Source organism: Nocardia sp. NPDC003999, from assembly GCF_053604885.1.
In genome coordinates, this window is record NZ_JBSGIB010000010.1 from 91,802 (window position 1) to 110,190 (window position 18,389).

Annotated in this window: 18 protein-coding genes and 1 pseudogene; 12 read left to right on the forward strand and 7 right to left on the reverse strand. The window is 68.4% G+C overall.

The genetic code is table 11. The annotated features are described in order from the left end of the window. Nucleotides 1-7 precede the first annotated feature (7 nt). The 7 genes from ACWESM_RS20785 to ACWESM_RS20815 are packed head-to-tail and all read left to right on the forward strand — an operon-like array spanning nucleotide 8 to nucleotide 7,928. Nucleotides 8-847, forward strand: a complete 840-nt coding sequence (locus ACWESM_RS20785; protein ID WP_452493397.1) for an MlaE family ABC transporter permease — start codon at nucleotides 8-10, stop codon at nucleotides 845-847. Nucleotides 848-868: 21 nt separating this feature from the next. Beyond that, nucleotides 869-2,059 (forward strand): MCE family protein, encoded by a 1,191-nt coding sequence (locus ACWESM_RS20790; RefSeq protein WP_452493208.1) that lies wholly within the window; start codon nucleotides 869-871, stop codon nucleotides 2,057-2,059. Then, nucleotides 2,056-3,078: an MCE family protein gene (locus ACWESM_RS20795; RefSeq protein ID WP_452493210.1), complete on the forward strand. Its 1,023-nt coding sequence runs from the start codon at nucleotides 2,056-2,058 to the stop codon at nucleotides 3,076-3,078. Before ACWESM_RS20790 ends, ACWESM_RS20795 begins: the two co-directional genes overlap by 4 nt. Before the next feature lie 2 nt (nucleotides 3,079-3,080). Continuing rightward, the gene (locus tag ACWESM_RS20800; protein WP_452493212.1) at nucleotides 3,081-4,115 is read left to right on the forward strand and encodes an MCE family protein; all 1,035 of its coding nucleotides are present in this window, start codon (nucleotides 3,081-3,083) and stop codon (nucleotides 4,113-4,115) included. After that, complete coding sequence (locus tag ACWESM_RS20805; protein ID WP_452493213.1) at nucleotides 4,112-5,350, forward strand: MCE family protein; 1,239 nt, start codon at nucleotides 4,112-4,114, stop codon at nucleotides 5,348-5,350. The genes ACWESM_RS20800 and ACWESM_RS20805 overlap by 4 nt, the downstream gene beginning before the upstream one ends. 2 nt (nucleotides 5,351-5,352) lie before the next feature. Continuing rightward, nucleotides 5,353-6,486, forward strand: a complete 1,134-nt coding sequence (locus tag ACWESM_RS20810) for an MCE family protein (protein ID WP_452493215.1) — start codon at nucleotides 5,353-5,355, stop codon at nucleotides 6,484-6,486. Then, a complete protein-coding gene (locus ACWESM_RS20815) occupies nucleotides 6,486-7,928 on the forward strand; it encodes an MCE family protein (protein WP_452493217.1) in 1,443 nt (480 codons plus the stop codon). Before ACWESM_RS20810 ends, ACWESM_RS20815 begins: the two co-directional genes overlap by 1 nt. Before the next feature lie 145 nt (nucleotides 7,929-8,073). Here the strand turns inward: ACWESM_RS20815 and ACWESM_RS20820 are convergent, their stop codons facing one another. After that, entirely contained in the window at nucleotides 8,074-8,631 is a 558-nt protein-coding gene (locus tag ACWESM_RS20820) for a TetR/AcrR family transcriptional regulator (protein ID WP_452493219.1), read from the reverse strand. Between the two features lie 74 nt (nucleotides 8,632-8,705). On the opposite strand from ACWESM_RS20820, the gene ACWESM_RS20825 reads away from it, so the two are divergent. Beyond that, a complete protein-coding gene (locus ACWESM_RS20825) occupies nucleotides 8,706-9,932 on the forward strand; it encodes an FAD-dependent monooxygenase (protein ID WP_452493221.1) in 1,227 nt (408 codons plus the stop codon). Nucleotides 9,933-10,001: 69 nt separating this feature from the next. Next, nucleotides 10,002-10,472 carry a DIP1984 family protein gene (locus tag ACWESM_RS20830; protein ID WP_452493223.1) on the forward strand — a complete coding sequence of 157 codons (471 nt, stop codon included), beginning with the start codon at nucleotides 10,002-10,004 and terminating at the stop codon, nucleotides 10,470-10,472. Nucleotides 10,473-10,701: 229 nt separating this feature from the next. Here the strand turns inward: ACWESM_RS20830 and ACWESM_RS20835 are convergent, their stop codons facing one another. From ACWESM_RS20835 to ACWESM_RS20855, 5 genes are read right to left on the reverse strand one after another with little or no spacing between them, the layout of a single operon-like run. Further along, a complete protein-coding gene (locus ACWESM_RS20835) occupies nucleotides 10,702-10,932 on the reverse strand; it encodes a hypothetical protein (RefSeq protein WP_452493224.1) in 231 nt (76 codons plus the stop codon). After that, complete coding sequence (locus ACWESM_RS20840; RefSeq protein ID WP_452493226.1) at nucleotides 10,932-11,603, reverse strand: SRPBCC family protein; 672 nt, start codon at nucleotides 11,601-11,603, stop codon at nucleotides 10,932-10,934. Before ACWESM_RS20840 ends, ACWESM_RS20835 begins: the two co-directional genes overlap by 1 nt. A 16-nt stretch (nucleotides 11,604-11,619) precedes the next feature. Beyond that, complete coding sequence (locus ACWESM_RS20845) at nucleotides 11,620-12,120, reverse strand: (2Fe-2S)-binding protein (RefSeq protein ID WP_452493228.1); 501 nt, start codon at nucleotides 12,118-12,120, stop codon at nucleotides 11,620-11,622. Continuing rightward, nucleotides 12,113-12,988 (reverse strand): FAD binding domain-containing protein, encoded by an 876-nt coding sequence (locus ACWESM_RS20850; RefSeq protein ID WP_452493230.1) that lies wholly within the window; start codon nucleotides 12,986-12,988, stop codon nucleotides 12,113-12,115. The genes ACWESM_RS20845 and ACWESM_RS20850 overlap by 8 nt, the downstream gene beginning before the upstream one ends. Next, on the reverse strand, nucleotides 12,985-15,336 hold the full coding sequence (locus tag ACWESM_RS20855; protein ID WP_452493232.1) for a xanthine dehydrogenase family protein molybdopterin-binding subunit: 2,352 nt from the start codon (nucleotides 15,334-15,336) through the stop codon (nucleotides 12,985-12,987). Before ACWESM_RS20855 ends, ACWESM_RS20850 begins: the two co-directional genes overlap by 4 nt. A gap of 374 nt (nucleotides 15,337-15,710) precedes the next feature. Between ACWESM_RS20855 and ACWESM_RS20860 the strand changes: the two genes are divergently transcribed. Further along, nucleotides 15,711-16,808, forward strand: coding sequence for an XdhC family protein (locus ACWESM_RS20860; protein WP_452493234.1), 1,098 nt, complete (start codon nucleotides 15,711-15,713; stop codon nucleotides 16,806-16,808). Nucleotides 16,809-16,991: 183 nt separating this feature from the next. Here the strand turns inward: ACWESM_RS20860 and ACWESM_RS20865 are convergent, their stop codons facing one another. Beyond that, entirely contained in the window at nucleotides 16,992-17,489 is a 498-nt protein-coding gene (locus ACWESM_RS20865) for a dihydrofolate reductase family protein (protein WP_452493236.1), read from the reverse strand. Between the two features lie 200 nt (nucleotides 17,490-17,689). Here ACWESM_RS20865 and ACWESM_RS20870 point away from each other — a divergent pair. Both ACWESM_RS20870 and ACWESM_RS20875 read left to right on the forward strand, forming a co-directional pair. Further along, nucleotides 17,690-17,857 (forward strand): annotated as a pseudogene (locus tag ACWESM_RS20870) (transposase); the annotation flags it as partial. Between the two features lie 80 nt (nucleotides 17,858-17,937). Beyond that, nucleotides 17,938-18,384, forward strand: coding sequence for an NUDIX hydrolase (locus tag ACWESM_RS20875; RefSeq protein WP_452493238.1), 447 nt, complete (start codon nucleotides 17,938-17,940; stop codon nucleotides 18,382-18,384). Nucleotides 18,385-18,389 lie beyond the last annotated feature (5 nt).

Genomic DNA, 18,389 nt, shown 5'->3' on the forward strand with positions numbered 1-18,389 from the left:
CGTGACGCTGATCGCCCGCTATCCCAAGACGATCCGGCGGATCAGGCGGCCGTACCAGGCGCTGGGCCGGATCGGCGACCACGCCGTCTTCTATGTGAAGGCGCTGGTGTTCGCGCCGTTCGCCGCCTGGCACTACCGCCGTGAGACGGTCCGGCTGATCGCCGAGATCAGCATGGGCTCCGGGGCGCTGGCGGTGTTCGGCGGGACGGTGGTGATCGTCGGCTTCCTGACCCTGGCCACCGGCGGCACCCTCGCCGTCCAGGGCTACAGCTCGCTGGGCAATATCGGCATCGAAGCGCTGACCGGTTTCCTGTCGGCGTTCATCAACGTGCGCATCTCCGCGCCGGTGGTGGCGGGCATCGGGCTGGCGGCGACCTTCGGCGCGGGCGCCACCGCGCAGCTCGGCGCGATGCGGATCAACGAGGAGATCGACGCGCTGGAATCGCTTGCCATCGAACCTATTCCGTACCTGGTCGGCACCAGGATCGTCGCGGGCATGATCGCGATCGTCCCGCTGTACGCCCTGGCGGTCATCGCCTCGTTCATCGCCAGCAGGCTGACCACCGTCGTGCTGCTCGGTCAGTCCGCCGGGCTGTACGACCACTACTTCGGGACCTTCCTGAACCCGATCGACCTGGTGTGGTCGTTCGTCCAAGCGATCCTGATGGCGTTGACGATCCTGTTGATCCACACCTACTTCGGTTACTTCGCCAGTGGGGGACCGTCGGGTGTCGGCATCGCGGTGGGAAACGCGGTCCGCACGTCGCTGATCGGGGTCGTCTCGGTGACGTTGCTGGTCTCGCTGGCGGTCTACGGCGCCAACGGGAACTTCGATCTGTCCGGTTGAGAGGTGCCGATGGTGTCGACGATGAAGTCGCTGGCGATAGCGTCGCGCGGGCTGCTGCGCCCCGCGGCCGGGCTGGCCTCGATCGCCGTGGGGATCGCGGTGATCGGCCTGAGCGTGACCATGTTCAACGGCGGGTTCGCCGACACCGTGCCGGTGACCGTGCTGTCGCCGCGCGCCGGACTGGTGATGTATCCGGACGCCGACGTCAAGATGCGCGGGGTCACGGTGGGCAAGGTCTCCTCGATCGAGGAACGCGCCGACGGGCTCGCGTCGATCCGGTTGGCGATCGATGCCCGGCAGCTGCACCTCATTCCAGCCGACGTACGCGTCGACATCGCCTCGACCACGGTGTTCGGTGCGAAATCCGTGCAGCTCGTTGCACCGGAACACCCTGCGGCGCAGGCGCTGCGAGCCGGGCAGGTGCTCGACGCCGAGCACGTCACCGTGGAGATCGACACCGTGTTCCAGCAGTTGACCACGGTGCTCGGGCGCATCGAACCGGAGAAGCTCAACGAGACGCTCGGCGCGATCGCCGGCGCGACCGGCGGACGCGGCGACAAGCTGGGAGTGATGCTCGGCGACTTGGAGAGCTTCCTCGCCCAGCTGGAGCCGGGGCTGCCCGCTCTGCGCGCGGATCTGGCCATGGCGCCGCCGGTGTTGAACGCCTACGCCGACGCGACCGCGCCCTTGCTGGACACCGCCCGCAACGCCGGTGCGATCAGCGGGACGATCGTGACCGAGCAGCAGAATCTCGACGCCATGCTGCTCGGGCTGATCGGCTTGTCCGACACCGGGACCCGGGTGCTCGGCGACAACCACGACGCGCTGGACACCACATTGGCGGCGCTGGTGCCGACCACCGACCTCACCGCGGACTACCACGAGGCGCTGACCTGCGCGCTCGACGGATTCGGCTGGCTGTCGCGGTCCAAGCCAGTCGATGTGCCCGGGCTCGGTCTGTCGGCGAACTTCCTGTTCGGCACCGAACCGTACCGGTATCCGCGGAATCTGCCCAAGGTGGCCGCCACCGGCGGCCCGCAGTGTTCGGTGCTGCCGGTTTCCTACGAGGGGCGACCGCCGTTCGTCGTCGCCGACGTCGGCGCGAACCCGTTCGAGAAGGGAAATCAGACCGTGGAGCTGAACGTGGGCAATCTCCCGGAGGCGCTGTTCGGTCCGCTCGCCGGGCAACCGGGGGAGGGCGGTTCCCGATGAGCCCGCGCAACTCGCCGCTGCTGAAGTTCGGTGTGTTCGCGGCGGTGATGCTCGTGCTGTCCGGTTTCCTGGTGCTCGTGTTCGGCCGATACCGGACCGGGCCGCAGGTGGAATACGCCGCCGTGTTCACCGACTCGTCCGGACTGCGGCCGGGCAACACCGTCCGGATCGCCGGCGTGGAGGTGGGTACGGTCCGCCGGGTGACCCTGCGCGACGACCACAAGGTCAGGGTGACCTTCGGCGCGGACCGCGGCGTCGCGCTGACCAACGGCACCGCGGTGGCCGTGCGTTATCTCAACCTCGTCGGCGACCGCTATCTCGAATTGTCCGACACCCCCGGATCCACCGGAATGCTGGCCGCGGGCAGCGAGATTCCCGTCGATCGCACGTCTCCCGCGCTCGACCTCGACCTCCTGCTCGGTGGTTTGAAACCGGTGATCCAAGGCCTGGACGCGCGCGAGGTGAACGCGCTGACCTGGTCGTTGCTGGAGATCTTCCAGGGCAAGGAAGGCACGCTCGACTCGCTGCTGTCGCGGACCTCTTCGTTCACCACCGCGCTGGCCGGGCACACCGAGGTGATCGGGCAGGTGATCGACCACCTCGGCACCGTCATGGCGACGCTGTCGAAGGAGGGCGAGCAGTTCGCGGGCACCATCGACCGGCTGGAGCAGTTGGTCACGCAGTTGTCCCAGGACCGCGATCCGATCGCGTCGGCGATCGACGCCCTCGACAACGGCACCGCCACCATCGCCGACCTGCTCACCCGCGCTCGGCCGCCGCTGGCGGGCAGCGTCGACCAGCTCGCGCGGCTGGCGCCCTTGGTGGACCAGGACAAGCAACTGCTGGACGACGCCTTGCAGCGGGCGCCGGGAAACTTCCGCAAGCTCGTGCGCACCGGCGCCTACGGCAATTTCGTCCAGTACTACATCTGCGCGGTCACCGTCCGGGTGACCGACGACTCCGGGCAGGTGGCGGTGCTGCCCTGGATCGAGCAGGACACCGGAAGGTGCAGCGGGTAGCCATGCTGGAGTACCGCGGAACCCATCTGGCCCGGCCCGGTGTGATCGGGGTCGTGCTCGCGATCTGCGTCATCCTGATCGGATTGCAGTCCCAGAAGTTCATCGAGTGGGCGAGCACCGTGCGATACCAGGCCGTCTTCAGCGAGGCGGGCGGGCTCGCCGCGGGCGACGACGTGCTCGTCTCCGGCATGCGCGTGGGCCGGGTGGCGAAGGTATCGCTGCGCGGGGGCGACGCCTGGGTCACCTTCGCGATCGACGAGACCATCCGGCTCGGCGACGACACCGCGGCGCGGATCAAAACCGGCTCGCTGCTGGGCAAGCGGGTGCTGACCCTCGTCCCGGCCGGCGCGCACACCCTGCGGCCGTCCGGAGTCATCCCGCTGGAGCGGACCTCCTCGCCCTACTCGCTGACCGACGCGGTCGGCGATCTGGCCACCAACGTCTCGCAGATCGACACCGACGCACTCAACCGGTCGCTGGACATGCTGTCCTCGACACTGGACCGGATCGCGCCGCAGCTGGGCCCGGCGTTCGACGGGGTGACCCGGCTGTCCCGGTCGATCAACAGCCGCGACGGATCGCTGCGCGACATGCTGCGCACGACCGCGGATGTCACCGCGATCCTGTCCCAACGCGGCGAGCAGGTGAACGCGCTGATCCTGAACGCGAATTCGTTGCTCGGCGTGCTGGCCGCGCGCAGGCAGGCGATCGTCGACCTGCTGGCCAACACCGCCGCGGTGGCCACGCAGCTCTCGGGCCTGGTCGCGGACAACGAAGCCGAGCTCGCGCCGACCTTGCACCGGCTGAATTCGGTGGTGGCGATGCTGGAGAAGAATCGCGACAATATCGCCGCGGCGATCCCCGGCCTGGCGAAAGTCGCGCTCACCCAAGGCGAAGCCGTGTCCGGCGGCCCGTTCTACAACGCCTACGTCGCGAACCTGATCCCGGCCCAACTCATCCAGCCGGCCATCGATCAGGCCTTCGGCATCCAGCCGCCCAGCCAATTCCCCATTCCGACGCCGGAGGCGCCGCGATGAAGAAGAGAATCCTCGCCGCCGTCGGCGCGGTGGCGGTGGTGTCGCTGGTCGTCACCGGCGCCTACCTCGGATACCGAACGGCATTCGGGCCCAGAACGATTCGCGCGGTATTCGCCTCTGCCACGGCCATCTACAAAGGTGACGACGTGCGGGTGGCCGGAGTCCGGGTCGGCCGGATCGGCTCCATCCAACCACGCGGCACCAGTACTGAAATGGTGCTCGAGGTCGACCGCGACGTCCCGATTCCCGCCGACGCCAAGGCGGTGATCGTCGCCCAGAGTCTCGTCGGCGCCCGCTACGTCCAATTGACCCCCGCCTACCGTACGCAGGGACCCACCTTGCCCGATGGCGCGGTCATTCCCTTGGAACGCACCGCCGTCCCGGTCGAATGGGACGAGGTCAAAACCCAACTCACCCGGCTCGCCACCGAACTCGGGCCCGGCCTGGATGTGGCGGGCAGTTCGACCGGCCGGTTCATCGACCGCGCCGCGGACGCGATGGCGGGCAACGGCGAGAAGTTGCGGCAGACGCTGGCACAGCTGTCCGGGATCGGCCGGGTACTGGCCGACGGCAGCGGCGATATCGTCGGCATCATCGCCGGACTGCAACATTTCGTGACGGCACTGCGCGACAGCGACGTGCAGATCGTCGAATTCCAGAACCGGCTGGCCAGCCTGTCGAGCGTGCTCGACGACAGCAGATCCGACCTCGATGCCGCGCTGTCGAAGCTGTCCGTCGCCGTCGCGGACGTCCAGCGCTTCGTCGCCGCGAACCGCGACGGCGCCTCCGAGCAGGTGCGGCGGCTGGCCGACGTGACCCAGAATCTCGTCGATCACCGGGACGATGTCGAGCAGTTGCTGCACATCTTCCCGACGAGCATCGCCAACTTCTACAACATCTACAACCCGGACACCGCGACCGAAGCGGGCGTATTCGTCCTGAACAATTTCTCCGATCCCGTGCAATTCGTGTGTTCGTCCATCGCCAGCCTGGAGAAGACGACGGCCGCCGAGGCGGCGCGCAAGTGCCGCGACTACCTCGGCCCGGTCATCGGGCTGCTGAACTTCAACTACCTGCCGTTCCCGGTCAACCCGCTGCACGGGCCGAGCGCGCGCCCGGAAAGCCTGATCTACACCGAAGATCACCTCATTCCCCAGGTGGTGGCGACCGAAGGCCCGCCGCCGCCACCCATGCCGAGCCTCGCGGACATCCTGTTTCCCGGCGGAAGGCGTTGACCGTGAAGACTTCCCTACGACGCGGCCGGCGGCTGTTGGCCGTCGGCGCTTGTTCGATGCTGGCGCTCACCGGATGTGGCTGGCACGGCGTGAACTCGCTGCCGTTGCCGGGTGCGCCCGGGCAGGGGCCGGGAGCGACCACCATCCAGGTGGAGATGGCGAATGTGGGTACCTTGGTGGCGAATTCGCCGGTGCTCGTCGATGACGTCGTCGTCGGCAGCGTGCGCGGGATCCGGCTCGACGGCTGGCACGCCGTGGTCGAGGCGTCGATCCGCCCGGACGCCGAGGTGCCCGCGAACGTCGTCGCGACGATCGGGCAGACCAGCCTGCTCGGGTCCAGCCACCTCGCGCTGAACACTCCCGCGGGTGTCGCGCCGTCCGGGCGGCTGGCCTCCGGAACCCGGATCCCGCTGAACAAATCGTCGACCTACCCCTCCACCGAGCAGACGCTGGCGTCGCTGTCGGTGGTCGTGAACGGCGGCGGGCTTGGTCAGCTCGGCGAGATCATCCGCAACCTGAACGACGCCTTCGGCGGCCATCAGGAACAGGTCGGCTCGCTGCTGGTCCGACTCGACACGATGATGGGCGTCCTGGACGGCCAGCGCGACGACATCATCGCTTCGATCGACGCGCTCAACCGGTTGGCCGGGCAGTTCGCCGAGCAGCGCGATGTCGTGACCGAAACCCTGCGACGGCTTCCGCCCGCCCTCGACGTCCTGCTGGCCCAGCGGCCGAACATCACCGCGGCGCTGGATCGGCTGCGCACGTTCAGCGACACCGCCAACGCCGTGATCACCGACGTCCGAACCGATCTCGTGACGAACCTGCGCAACCTGGAGCCGACGCTGCGAGCGCTGGCCGACGTCGGCCCCCAGATCGACGCGGCGCTGGCGTACGCGACCGTGTTCCCCTACGGCCAGAGCGTCATCGACCGCGCGGTGCGGGGCGACTACCTGAACCTTTTCGCGACCGTCGATCTCACGGTTCCGCGCCTGAAGCGGGAAATGCTGCTCGGCACGCCGTGGGGCGATCCGACCGCCGTGGTGCAAGCCGCGGTCGGTGACCCCGGTTACGCGCAGCAGACCTCGAATCCGCTCGGCACCGCGATCGCGCCGCCGACCGAGGGAGGCCGCTGATGCTGCTGTCCCGTTTCGTCCGCGCGCAGTTGGTGATATTCGCGGTCCTGTCGGTGGTCGGGCTGATCACGATGGCGACGGTCTATATGCGCCTGCCCAATTTGGCGGGCGTCGGCACCATCAGCGTGTCCCTGGAGCTGCCCGCCACCGGTGGGCTCTACCGCTTCGGCAACGTCACCTACCGGGGTGTCGAGGTCGGCAAGGTGAGCTCGGTCGACCTGACCGGCAGCGGCGTGCGCGCCACGCTGAAGATCGACGGCTCCTATCGGATTCCCGCCGACCTCACCGCGCAGGTGCGCAGTGTGTCCGCGGTCGGCGAGCAATACGTCGAGTTGCGGCCCCACACTGACGCGCCACCCTACCTGCGCGACGGTTCGGTGATCGACCTGCGCCACACCACGGTTCCGCAGCCGGTCGGGCCCATGCTGGACAAGCTCAGCGATCTGGTGGGCAGCATCCCCACCGACAAACTCCACGCACTGCTCGAGGAACTGTTCCAAGGCACGCACGGCGCCCGATACGACCTCGACGCCTTGCTGACCTCGGCCCAGACCCTCGCCGCCGATCTGAACGGAGCCGGTGGCCGGACCCGCACCCTGATCGAGGATTCGCGGCCGCTGCTGAATTCCCAAGCGCAGTCCGCCGACGCCATCCGGATCTGGACGCGCAGCCTCGCCGGCGTCACCGATCAAATCGTCGCGAACGATCCGCAGATCCGCGACCTGTTGCACTCCGGACCCGGATTCGCTACGGAGGTCGCGCACCTGCTCGACTCGGTGAAGCTCACGCTGCCGATCCTGCTGGCCGACCTGACCTCGATCGGGCAACTCGGCGTCACCTACAACGCCGGGCTGGAACAGATTCTGGTCCTGCTGCCACCGGCCATCTCGATGATCGAGGCGGTGCAACCCAATCGCAACGCCTCCGGGCTCGGCCTGGGCGACTTCCGGCTCGGCGGCATCTCCGATCCGCCCGCGTGCACCGTCGGTTTCCTGCCGCCGTCGGCTTGGCGCTCGCCGGAGGAGACCGACACCATCGACACTCCCGACGGGCTGTACTGCAAACTGCCCCAGGATTCCGATATAGCGGTGCGCGGAGTGCGCAACATCCCGTGCGCGCACAACCCCGCCAAGCGGGCGCCGACCGCGGCGCTGTGCAACAGCGACCAGGAATTCCAGCCCCTCGCCACCGAACAGCCTCTGCTGGGCCCCTACCCGCACGACCCGAGCCTGGAAGGCCAAGGCATCTCGCCTGATTCGCGCTGGAATCCGGGCGCGCCGCCCGCGGCCGCACCCGCCGCGGCCCCCGTCGGCCCCACGGTCGGCATCGCGCGACACGACCCACGGACCGGGAACTACCTCGGCCCGGACGGCCGCCTCTACCGGCAGAGCAACCTGGCGTCCTCGACCGGCCGGACCTGGACCGACATGTTGCCGCGCTGACCGCCGGGCTCGTCGATCGGCGCGGAAACGCCACCGGCACCGTTGTGCTGGTTCGGCTTCGACCCGGTGGCTCGACACCACTCGCCCCCGGAACCTCACCTGGACGCGTGGCAAGTGGAAGCGGTGGTGTCCCGCGTCGGCGATCTCAACGAGTGGGATCGGTGATGCGGCGCAGAGCTTCGGCGAGGTCGCTTCCGGTCGGCGCGCTCTCGGGGTCGATGAGGTATTGCGCCGCGACGCCGGTGAGCAGGGCTTGGTAAAGGGTGCCGAGGCCGCGCGCCGCTGCGGTGTCGGTTTCGGCGACGCCGTCGAAGAGCCGGGCCAAGCCGGAACGGGCCTCGTCGAGGTTCTCGGCGAGCCGGGCGCGGGCCTCGGGGTGGGCCAGCGCGTCGAAGGTGGCCGACCACACCCCGCGATGGGCGGCGAGCGTGGCCAGCACCGCGTCCCAGCGGTCGGCGAAGCGCTGCCACGGGTCGGTCTCGTCGGGCAACCGGGTGAGCGCGTGTTCGATGTCGGTGCCCCATTCGCGGGTCGCCTCGGCCAGCGCTTCGGTGAGCAGGGCCTCTTTGGTGCCGAAGTGGTAGCCGATAGCCGCCATGCTCACCCCGGCGGCGGTGGCGATGTCGCGCACCGTGGTGCGCGCGTAGCCCTTGTCGAACAGACAGCGGCGTGCGCCCGCCAGCAGATCCTCACGGTTTCCCATACGGGCCATGCTAGCGCAATTGACTAAGACAATTGTCTTGCGCAGTTGCGCAAAATGGTTGTACGGTTCCTGGCATGCGGCAGTTGAAGAACCGAAACGTCCTGATCTCCGGCGCGAGCATCGCTGGACCGGCCCTGGCCTTCTGGCTGAAGCGCTACGGATTCGAACCGACGATCGTGGAGAAGTCGCCCGCCCTGCGCGAGGGTGGGCAGGCCATCGACGTGCTGGGCACCGCCACCGAGGTGGTGCGGCGCATGGGCCTGCTCGACCGGGTGCACGAGATGAGCACGGGCAAGCGCGGCACCTCCTATGTCGACGCCACCGGCAAGACGCGTGCCAGCATCAGCAGCGAGACGTTCAACGGCGTCGGCGCGAATGGGGACACCGAGATCCAGCGCGGCGATCTGGCGCGTGTGTTGTACGAAGCCACCAGCGACGACGTCGAGTACCTCTTCGGCGACTCCATCACCGCTCTGGTGCAGGACGAGGAGGGCGTGCGGGTGAGCTTCGAGCACGCCCGGTCACGCACCTTCGACCTGGTCATCGGCGCCGATGGTGTTCATTCGAACACGCGCACAATGGTTTTCGGTTCGGAGTCGCAGTTCGCGCGGCATATGGGCTACTACATCTGCATCTACACGATCCCGAACTTCCTCGACCTCGATCACTGGGAGCTGGACTACAACACTCCCGGCAAGATCGCCGGAGCCTACAGCGCCCGGGAGAACACGCGAGCCAAAGCGATTTTCGCGTGGGCATCCGATCCGATCGACTACGACTACCGCGACATCGAGCAACAGAAGAAGATCGTCGCCGACACCTTCGCCGGCCTCGGCTGGCAGGTGCCGCAACTGCTCGCCCACCTCGATCCCGCGCCGGATTTCTATTTCGACGCGATGGCGCAGATTCGCATGGACAGCTGGCACAAGGGCCGCATCGCCCTCGTCGGTGACGCAGGCTACTGCGCGTCACCGCTGTCCGGGCAGGGCGCGGACCTCTCCCTGGTCGGCGCCTACACCCTCGCGGGCGAGTTGGCCGCCGCCGCAGGCGATCACAGCATCGCGTTCGCTCGCTACGAACAACGGATGCGGCCCATGGTCGACGCCTGCCAGAAGTTCGCCGAGGGCGTGGGCGGGTGGTACGCACCCGCGAGCAAGGCGATGATTCGCTTCCGCGATCTCAACGTGCGCCTGCTGCCGTACCTGCCGTGGCGGGGCCTGATCGGCGGCGCCCCGCAGAAAGTCGCCCGCACCATCTCGGCCGGAGATTACGCGGACCTCGAGCGAGCCTCAGGGCGTTAATTCGGGTGACTCCTACCGTGACATGGTCGATACTCGACCGTTCATGGGTCGATGTCCGGAGGTGGGGAAGTGAAGTTGGCGGAGGCGTTGGCGTTGCGCGCGGATTCGGCGCGCCGAATCGAACAGTTGCGTGCTCGGATCGTGAGTAACGCTCGCTTTCAGGAGGGGGAGGAGCCCGCTGAGGACGCGGCGGATCTGCTGGCGGAGGCGGGACAGGTGCTAGGTGAATACGAGACGCTGATCCGGCGCATCAATCGGACCAACGCCGACGCGCGGATCGGAGACGACGGCACCTTGACCGACGCGCTGGCCCGCCGAGACGCGTTGCGGCTGCGGCACTCTCTCGTCACGGCTGCGGCGGACGCCGCGGCGGGGAAGGGGCAGCCCGGGTACGCGCGCCAGCTGCGATCCGAGTTGAAGATGTTCTCGGCGTTGCCGGTTGCGGAACTTCGCGGGCGGGCCGATGACCTCGCCAAGGAACTGCGGGAACTCGACGTGCGCATCCAACGCTCCAACTGGGAGGTCGACCTGCTGGACTGATGCGAGAGGTGGAGCGGGTAGCCGTCACGGAGGCGTGCACGAACCCGACAGGCCGACGGGATATTCGGGCCCACTTTCTCGGCGCACGATGGGCAGTGCGAGGGGTTCGATTCCCCGTCTCACACCGCAGCCCAGCACCGCGCACACGAGACAGTGCACAGCACACAGCACACCACCATGTGCAGATCCGTGACGACGAGGGCGGGTAAGGGGCACTCCACCTCTCGCGTCAGTCCCAGAGTCCGCCGCACGGCAGGGGCGGCAGACCGGGGCGTACGTCGTCGTCGACGGTGATGACGAATCCGCTGTGGGCGCCCAGTTCCGCGACGACGTCCGCGATCTGCGCCGCGCCCGCCTGGTACTCCACGGCGAAATCGCCCGTGTCTATGTGGATGTGCCGGAGGTCGCGGGCCGGTGCGATCGGATTTCCGGCGCGCACGGTGTGGGCGGGCCCGGACATCAGGGCGCCGATCGCGCGGAGCGCCTACGCAGCAGCAGGGCGAAGAGCAGCACGAGGACGCTGGCGAATGCCAGACCGCCCAGCCGGGTGGCGCGGCTCGCACCGGCGGCTTGGAGCAGGTCGATCGGCTCGGCCGGTTTGCGTGGTGCGGTCTCGGTGGTCGATGTCGCGGCGTCGCCTGCCGCTGGCACCGCTGACAACGTGCCCGGCTCCGGCTCGGCCTGCGCCGATGCGGTGATCTCCGCGGCGAGGTTGGTGGCGAACTGGCCGATGAGCGTGCCCGCCACGTCGGCGAGCGCGCCGCGCCCGAACTGCGCGGGCTTGCCGGTGATCGCAAGATCGGTGTCCACGAAAACATCCGTGGCGCCGACGGATTCGACGAGACGGCAGGTGATGGTCGCCTTGGCCGTTCCGTTGCCGCGGGTTTCGCGGCCCCGCCCCTCCAAGACGGCGATCCCGGCGGCCTCGTCCTGGGAGACGACCTTGATCACGCCGCTGTAGCTCAGCCCCACAGGTCCCAGCTTGACCTTTATCTTGCCGTGGAAATCGTCGCCGTCCCGGGAAGTGATCGTGGCGCCGGGAACGCAGGGGGCGATGCGTTCCAGATCCAGCAGCACTTGCCAGGCCTGGGCAGCCGGAACGGGAATGGTGAAGGTGTTGTCGAGTTTCATGAAAATCCTTCGGTCCTCACGCCTGCCGCGCGGTGGGCGTCTCGGCGTTCATCGAGTCGGCGGCGGCGCGGACCGCCCGGACGATGCCCTGATAGCCGGTGCATCGGCACAGGTTGCCGGAGATGGCCTCGCGGATCTCGGTCTCGGTGGGGTCGGGGTTGTCGCGCAGGAAAGCGGTGGCCGACACGATGAAGCCGGGAGTGCAGAATCCGCACTGCAGGCCGTGCTGTTCCCGGAACGCCGCCTGCACCGGCGAGAGTTCGCCGTCCGGCCCTGCGATGCCCTCGACAGTGGTGAGCTCGGCGCCATCGGCTTGTACCGCGAACATCAGGCAGGCGCGCACGGCCTGTCCGTCGAGCAGGACCGTGCAGGCGCCGCACACGCCGTGCTCGCATCCGAGGTGGGTGCCGGTCAGGCCGCACGTGTCGCGCAGATAGTCGGCCAAGGTGAGCCGGGGCGCCACCCGGTCCCGGCGCAGGGCGCCGTTGATGCGCACCTCGATGTCGACGTCAGTCATTCCCGGCCTCCTCTACGGCGCGCCGCCATGCGCGCGTCACCATTGCCGCGCCGACCCGGCGCCGGTAGTCGGCGGAGCCGTGCACATCCGACGAGATCGCCGTCAGTCCGGCGGTCGCGTCGCGGCCGATCTCCTCGGCCTGCGCGGTGTCGACGGCGGAACCGATCAGTCCCGCCTCGGTCTCGGTCGCCCGCACCGGGGTCGGCGCGAGGCCGAACAAACCGATCGCGCAACGCTCGACGCGGGAGTCCGCGTCCAGCCGGACCGCTACGGCCGCGCCTGCCATCGCGAAATCCCCACTGCGGCGTGCGAACTCCTCGACGGCGAAGCCGCATCGGCCGCGCCACACCGGAAACGCGATCCCGGTGACCAGCTCGTCGGCAGCCAGATCGGTGGTCCACATGCCGGTGAAGAACGCCGATGCCGGGATCGTGCGCGCCCCGCGCGGCGAGAGCGTCTCGATCTCGGCATCGAGGGTGAGCGCCACCGCCGGATATTCGGCCGCGGCGTCGGCGTGCGCTATCGCACCGCCGATCGTTCCCCGGTTGCGGATCTGGAAGTGCCCGATGAGTGGTGTGGCCCTGGCGAGCAACGGCACGCCGCGGCGGACGTCCTCGGACCGGCCGACCTCGGCGTGCGTGGTCGCCGCGCCGATCCGGACGGCATCGCCGCGGGTTTCGACGCCCCGGAGTTCGTCGAGGCGGCGCAGGTCGACGAGATGCTCGAAGACGGCCAGCCGCAGCGCCAGCATCGGTACGAGGCTCTGCCCGCCCGCGATGACTTTGGCCTCGTCACCGAGATCGGCCAGGAGCGTGACGGCCTCGTCGGCGGTCGCGGGTGCGTGGTACTCGAAGGCCGCCGGTTTCATGCGGGACCCTTTCCGGCGGCGCGCGCCTCGTCCAGCATCGCCACGATCGTGGCCGGGGAGAGCGGCAGTTTCGAGATCTCCACGCCGAACGGCGCGAGTGCGTCGGCGACCGCGTTGAGGACGGCCGGGGTGGCGCCGATGGCCCCGCCCTCACCGACGCCTTTGAAATTGCCCGGTCCCGGGCTCGGTGTCTCGACATGTCCCACTTCGATCGTCGGCGCTTCGGTCGCCGTGGGCAGCAGGTAGTCCAGGAAGGTGGTGGCCACGGGGTTGCCGCTCTCGTCGTAGGCCAGATGCTCGTAGAGGGCGCCGCCGATACCCTGCACGGTGCCGCCGTAGATCTGACCTTCGACGACGTTGGGGTTGATCATCGGACCGCAGTCCTCGCTGACGATGTAGCGCAGCAGCCGCACCGCCCCGGTGTCGATGTCGACCTCACAGGTGCACACGTGGGTGGCGTTGGCCCAGATCGCCAGCTGCGGGGTCTTGTAACGTCCGCTCGCCTCCAGCCCGGGCGGCACCCCGGCCGGGAGCGAATCGGCCTGGAAGTAGGCGATTTCGGCGATCTCCGCCAGCGACAGACCTTTGTCCGGCGCCTCACGGACAGTGGCCCGGCTGCGGACGAACTCGATGTCGGCGGGGCTCGCGCCCAACCGGTGGGCGGCGATCGCCAGGATGCGTTCCCGCAGAATCGACGCCGTCTCGGCGATCGCTCCCGCGGTCATCGAGCCGGACCTGCTGCCGCCGGTGCCGCCGCCGAACGGCGTGATCGCGGTGTCGCCCTGGATGGTTCGCACATCGGCCAGGTCGGCCCCCAGCGCGTCGGCGGTCAACTGGACGACGGTCGTCTCCAAGCTGTTGCCCGCGGAGCCGCCCGCGACGTAGACGTTCACCTTGCCGCTCGGCTCGATGCGGATGGTGGCGCCCTCGGTGCTCAGGAACGGACTGCCGCCGGTGGTCGGCTCCACGTAGGTGCAGGTACCCACGCCGAGATAGCGGCCGTGGGCGCGAGCTTCGCGCTGCTGCTCGCGGAAAGCCTCGTAGTCCAGCATCTCGACGGCCTGCTCCAGCGTTTCCAGCGGCGAGATGTTGTCGAAGGTCATCCCGTTCGGATTCGCCCACGGCAACTCGTCGCGGCGCAGCATGTTGCGTCTGCGCAGCTCGATCGGGTCGATGCCGATCTGCCTGGCGGCGTGGTCGAGCAGGATCTCCCTGCTCACCGATTCGAACTGCCACGGCCCCCGGTAGGCGAGCCTGCCGACGGTGTTGGAGTACAGGAACTTCGCGGTGAACGAGGCGTCGGTGATCCGGTACGGCCCCGGGAACAGGATCCCCACCACGACGCCGCCGGTCAGCGGCGACGGTGTCGGATAGGCGCCCACGTTCTGCACGTGGTCGATGGCGGCGGCGAGGATGTTCCCCTCGGCGTCGAACGCCATCCGGACATCGGCGTGCTCGTGACGCGACATGCCCGCCGCCATCAAGTTCTCCTGGCGGTCCTCGATCCACTTCACCGCCGTGCCGAGTTTGCGCGCGGCCAGCAGGACGCAGGCGTCCTCGCGCAGCGGGACCTGCTTGAGGCCGAACCCGCCTCCGGTGTCGCGAGCGATAACGCGCACCTGGTGTTCGTCGATGCCGAGCAGCCGGGCGCAGAACCCGCGCATTTCGTGGGGTGACTGGGTGGAACTCCAGATCGTCATCTCCGCCGTCGGCGCCGACCAGTCCGCGACGATCCCGCGGGTCTCCAGCGGCACCGGCAGGTACGCCTGCTGAAAGATCTGCTGCCGCACCACATGCGCGGCCGAGTCGAACAGCGGCGCCAGATCGGCGGCCGGGCGTCCGCCCAGTTCACCCGCGGAGTTCCCCGCGAATCCGGCGTGCACCAGGTTCGGCGAATCCGCCGCGGTGACGTAGTCGACCACTGGTTCCAGCGGCTCGTAATCGATGATCACCAGTTCGGCGGCGTCCTCTGCCACGTACCGGTCGACGGCGACCACCAGGGCCACCGGGTCGCCGACGAACCGCACCTCCTGCTCGGCCAGCGGCGGCCGTGGCACCGGCGGGAAACCGACGATGTCCAGTGCGTAGGAGATCTCGTGGACGCCGGAATTCAGGTCGGCGGCGGTGTAGACCGCCAGCACGCCGTCGAGTTCGAGCGCGGCGGAGACATCGATGTCGCCGATCGCGGCGCGGGGGAGCGGGCTGCGGACGAAGCACGCGTGCGCCATGCAGGGGCGGGTCACGTCGTCGACGAAGACCCCCTTGCCGGTCACCAGCCGCGCGTCCTCGACGCGCGGTACACGGGTGCCGACGACGCCGGTCGTGGTGGTCGTTTCCGTCCGGGTCATCGGTCGGCTCGCAGGTGGTGTTGGCCGGATCCGATGCGGGGCTTGGTCGTCATCCGTTCGTCCTCCGTTGACCTCGGACGCCGGCTGAGCGAGGGTCGTCGCCGTCGGCGAACTCGAACATCGTGGGGGGCACCAAGGCCGCGGACCTGGCGTCGGGTGGCCCCGCGCGCCGGTGCGCCGATCGGTTGCCGCTCGCGAATGCTGAGCAGGTGTTTAGCATCGGTATCAACACGATGTCAATCCGCCTATGTCGAGAATGAGTATGGCGATAGTATCGTACGAGAATTACATTCTCACCACCAGATCGGCGGCACTGCGGGACCGGCGGTGGGAAGGCGCCCCTGCGGGGCCGACGATCGCCGAGAGGGTTCATCATGCGCGAACTCGCTGCGCATCTATTGCGCTGGCATGCCGCGAACACCGTCTACGCGCTCGCCACCGTGGTTGGCGTGACCGGAAGCGCGCCCCGGCCTACCGGGGCCACCATGGCGGTGGACGGAGCGGGGAACGTGCGCGGCAGCCTGTCGGGTGGTTGCGTGGAAGGCGCGATCTACGAATTGTGCCGAAAGGTGCTCGAATCCGGCGCACCCGTCCGCGAAACGTTCGGCTACAGCGACGCCGACGCCTTCGCCGTGGGCCTGACCTGCGGCGGACAGTTGGAGATCTTCGTGCACCGGATCACCCCCGCCGAATACCCGGCCGTAGAAGCCGCACTCGACCCGAACGTTCCGATGACCTTCGTGCGCGACTTGGCGACCGGCGCGGTGGCCGCACTCGGACCCGCAACCGCCGTCGGCGCGGACTTCGACGGCGCGGTGGTGCGACAGGCGCGCGCGATGCTCGACGCGGGCGCGACCGGTGTACGCGTCGTAGGTTGCGCGGACCGGGAGCGCACGGTGTTCATCGAGTCCTTCGCGTCCGCCCCGCGCATGCTCGTCTTCGGCGCAACGGATTTCACCACCGCGCTGTGCAGCGTCGGCCGATTACTGGGATACCGCGTCACCGTATGCGAAGCGCGCCCGGCCTTCGCCGACCGCGCCCGGATGCCGGACGCCGACGAGGTGGTCCGAGACTGGCCGGACCGCTACCTGCGGCGCACCCGAGTCGACGCCCGCACGGTGATCTGCGTCCTGACCCACGATCCCAAGTTCGACATCCCGGTGCTCACCGAAGCACTGCGCCTGCCGGTGGCCTACGTGGGCGCAATGGGGTCCCGCCGGGCCGACCAGGACCGCAGGCTCCGGTTGCGCGCCGCCGGGCTCACCGAAGAGGAACTGCTTCGGCTGCATTCGCCGATCGGCCTGGAGTTGGGCGGTCGCACGCCGGAGGAGACCGCCGTGGCCATCGGCGCCGAGATCGTCGCCGTCCGGCGCGGAGGTTCCGCGCGGTCGCTGTCCAGTACCGAACGCCCGATCCACCCCCATGGAATACCTTTCGCCGCAGCAGAAGTCACCGCAATCCGACTGCGCTGATACGTTCTCCACCTACGGCAGGCACTGTCGAGTATCGGTCGAACCATGACACTGCGACTACACGAGTGGTTGTAGCGTCTGATGCTGCGTTCATAAGTCTCCGGTGCATTTTGTGGGGCTCCTTGCATGAAGCGCGGGGGAGGTACCGCTGTCAGTGGTGCGGCAGCACTTGGTAGACGATCTCTACCCACCGCCGTCCAACGGCCGTGAACTCTCGAATTCCAAACTGGTCTGCGGGTTCAGCGAATCGGTCAGGCGCATGCCGCTGCCGACGAAGAACGGCAGGATCACGAGTTCGAGTTTGTCGAGAACGCCGAGGGCGCGGTAGGTCTCGATAGTGCCGGGGCCGCCGATGAGGTGCACGTCGCCGCCGCGATTGGCCGCGCGGATCTTCTCCAGCAGCCGCTCCGGATCGTCGTCGACGGTGACATCGTCGGGAGTGCCCTCGGGACGGTGTGAGCTGAGCACGAAGACCGCCAGGTCCGGCCAGGGCCACCGATCGGCGGTGAGCGCGGGTTCAAAGGTGGTGCGGCCCATCAGGGCGGCCTCGCAGGTCTTCAGGAATTCGGCGATACCGTGACTGCCCGGGCCGTGCACCGGATCGATGACCTGAGGTGGCCGGCCGTGCGGAGTCGTCACATAGCCGTCGGCGGTCATACACAGGCGAGCCAGGATTTGCACGAGTTCGTCCTTTCGTCGAGTCACAGAGGAGACGGCGCCTGCTGCCGAAACTCATCGGAGGACGCACAAGAGCATGACCGGGATCGTTCATCGGATCCTGGACTGTATTCCAGGCCGCCCGATCGGCGACCACGCTGCCGAGCAGGTCGTCAGCGCAATCGGCTGCGTCGGATCCGGTTGTGCTGCGTGATGTCCGGTTTGTGACCGACGAGTTGTCGAAACGTCTTGTGCCGGACGAGTTGTGGACTCTGGCCGAGCCGTTACTGCCCGAGTTCACGCCGCGCCCGCAGGGTGGTGGCACCGCACCGACCGATGAGCGGGTGGTGTTCACGGCGGTGGTGTTCGTGCTGACCAGCGGCTGCGCTTTCGGGGAACCTGTACGGCGCGCGGTTGGCGGCGTACGGTCGGCGCGCGCCAATGGGTGTCAATGGATCGAGAGGAGAACGCTGTGAGCGCGACAGTGGCCGAGCGGCACAAGCTGATCGGGGACGTACACCTGATGCTGGTCGACGACCAGGGCCGGTACCTGTTCGGCCGCCGAGCCAACACGGGGTACGAAGATGGAGCCTGGCATCTGCCCTCCGGCCACCTCGAGTCCGGAGAGTCAGTCGTCGATGCGCTCGTTCGCGAGGCCGCCGAGGAGATCGGAGTGGTGATCGCCCCCGGCGATGTGCAATTCGCGCACGTGATGCACAATTCCAGCTCCGGCGGCCGGGCTGGGTTCTTCTTCCTGGCCCACACCTGGGCCGGGACTCCGACCAATCGAGAACCGGATAAATGCGATGCGCTGGAATGGTTCGCGCCGAACGAGCTGCCCGACCGGATGATTGCGTATTGCCGGGCGGCACTGGCTTCGATGGCCGCTGGTCAGCAGTTCTCGGTGTACAGCTGGTAGCCAGT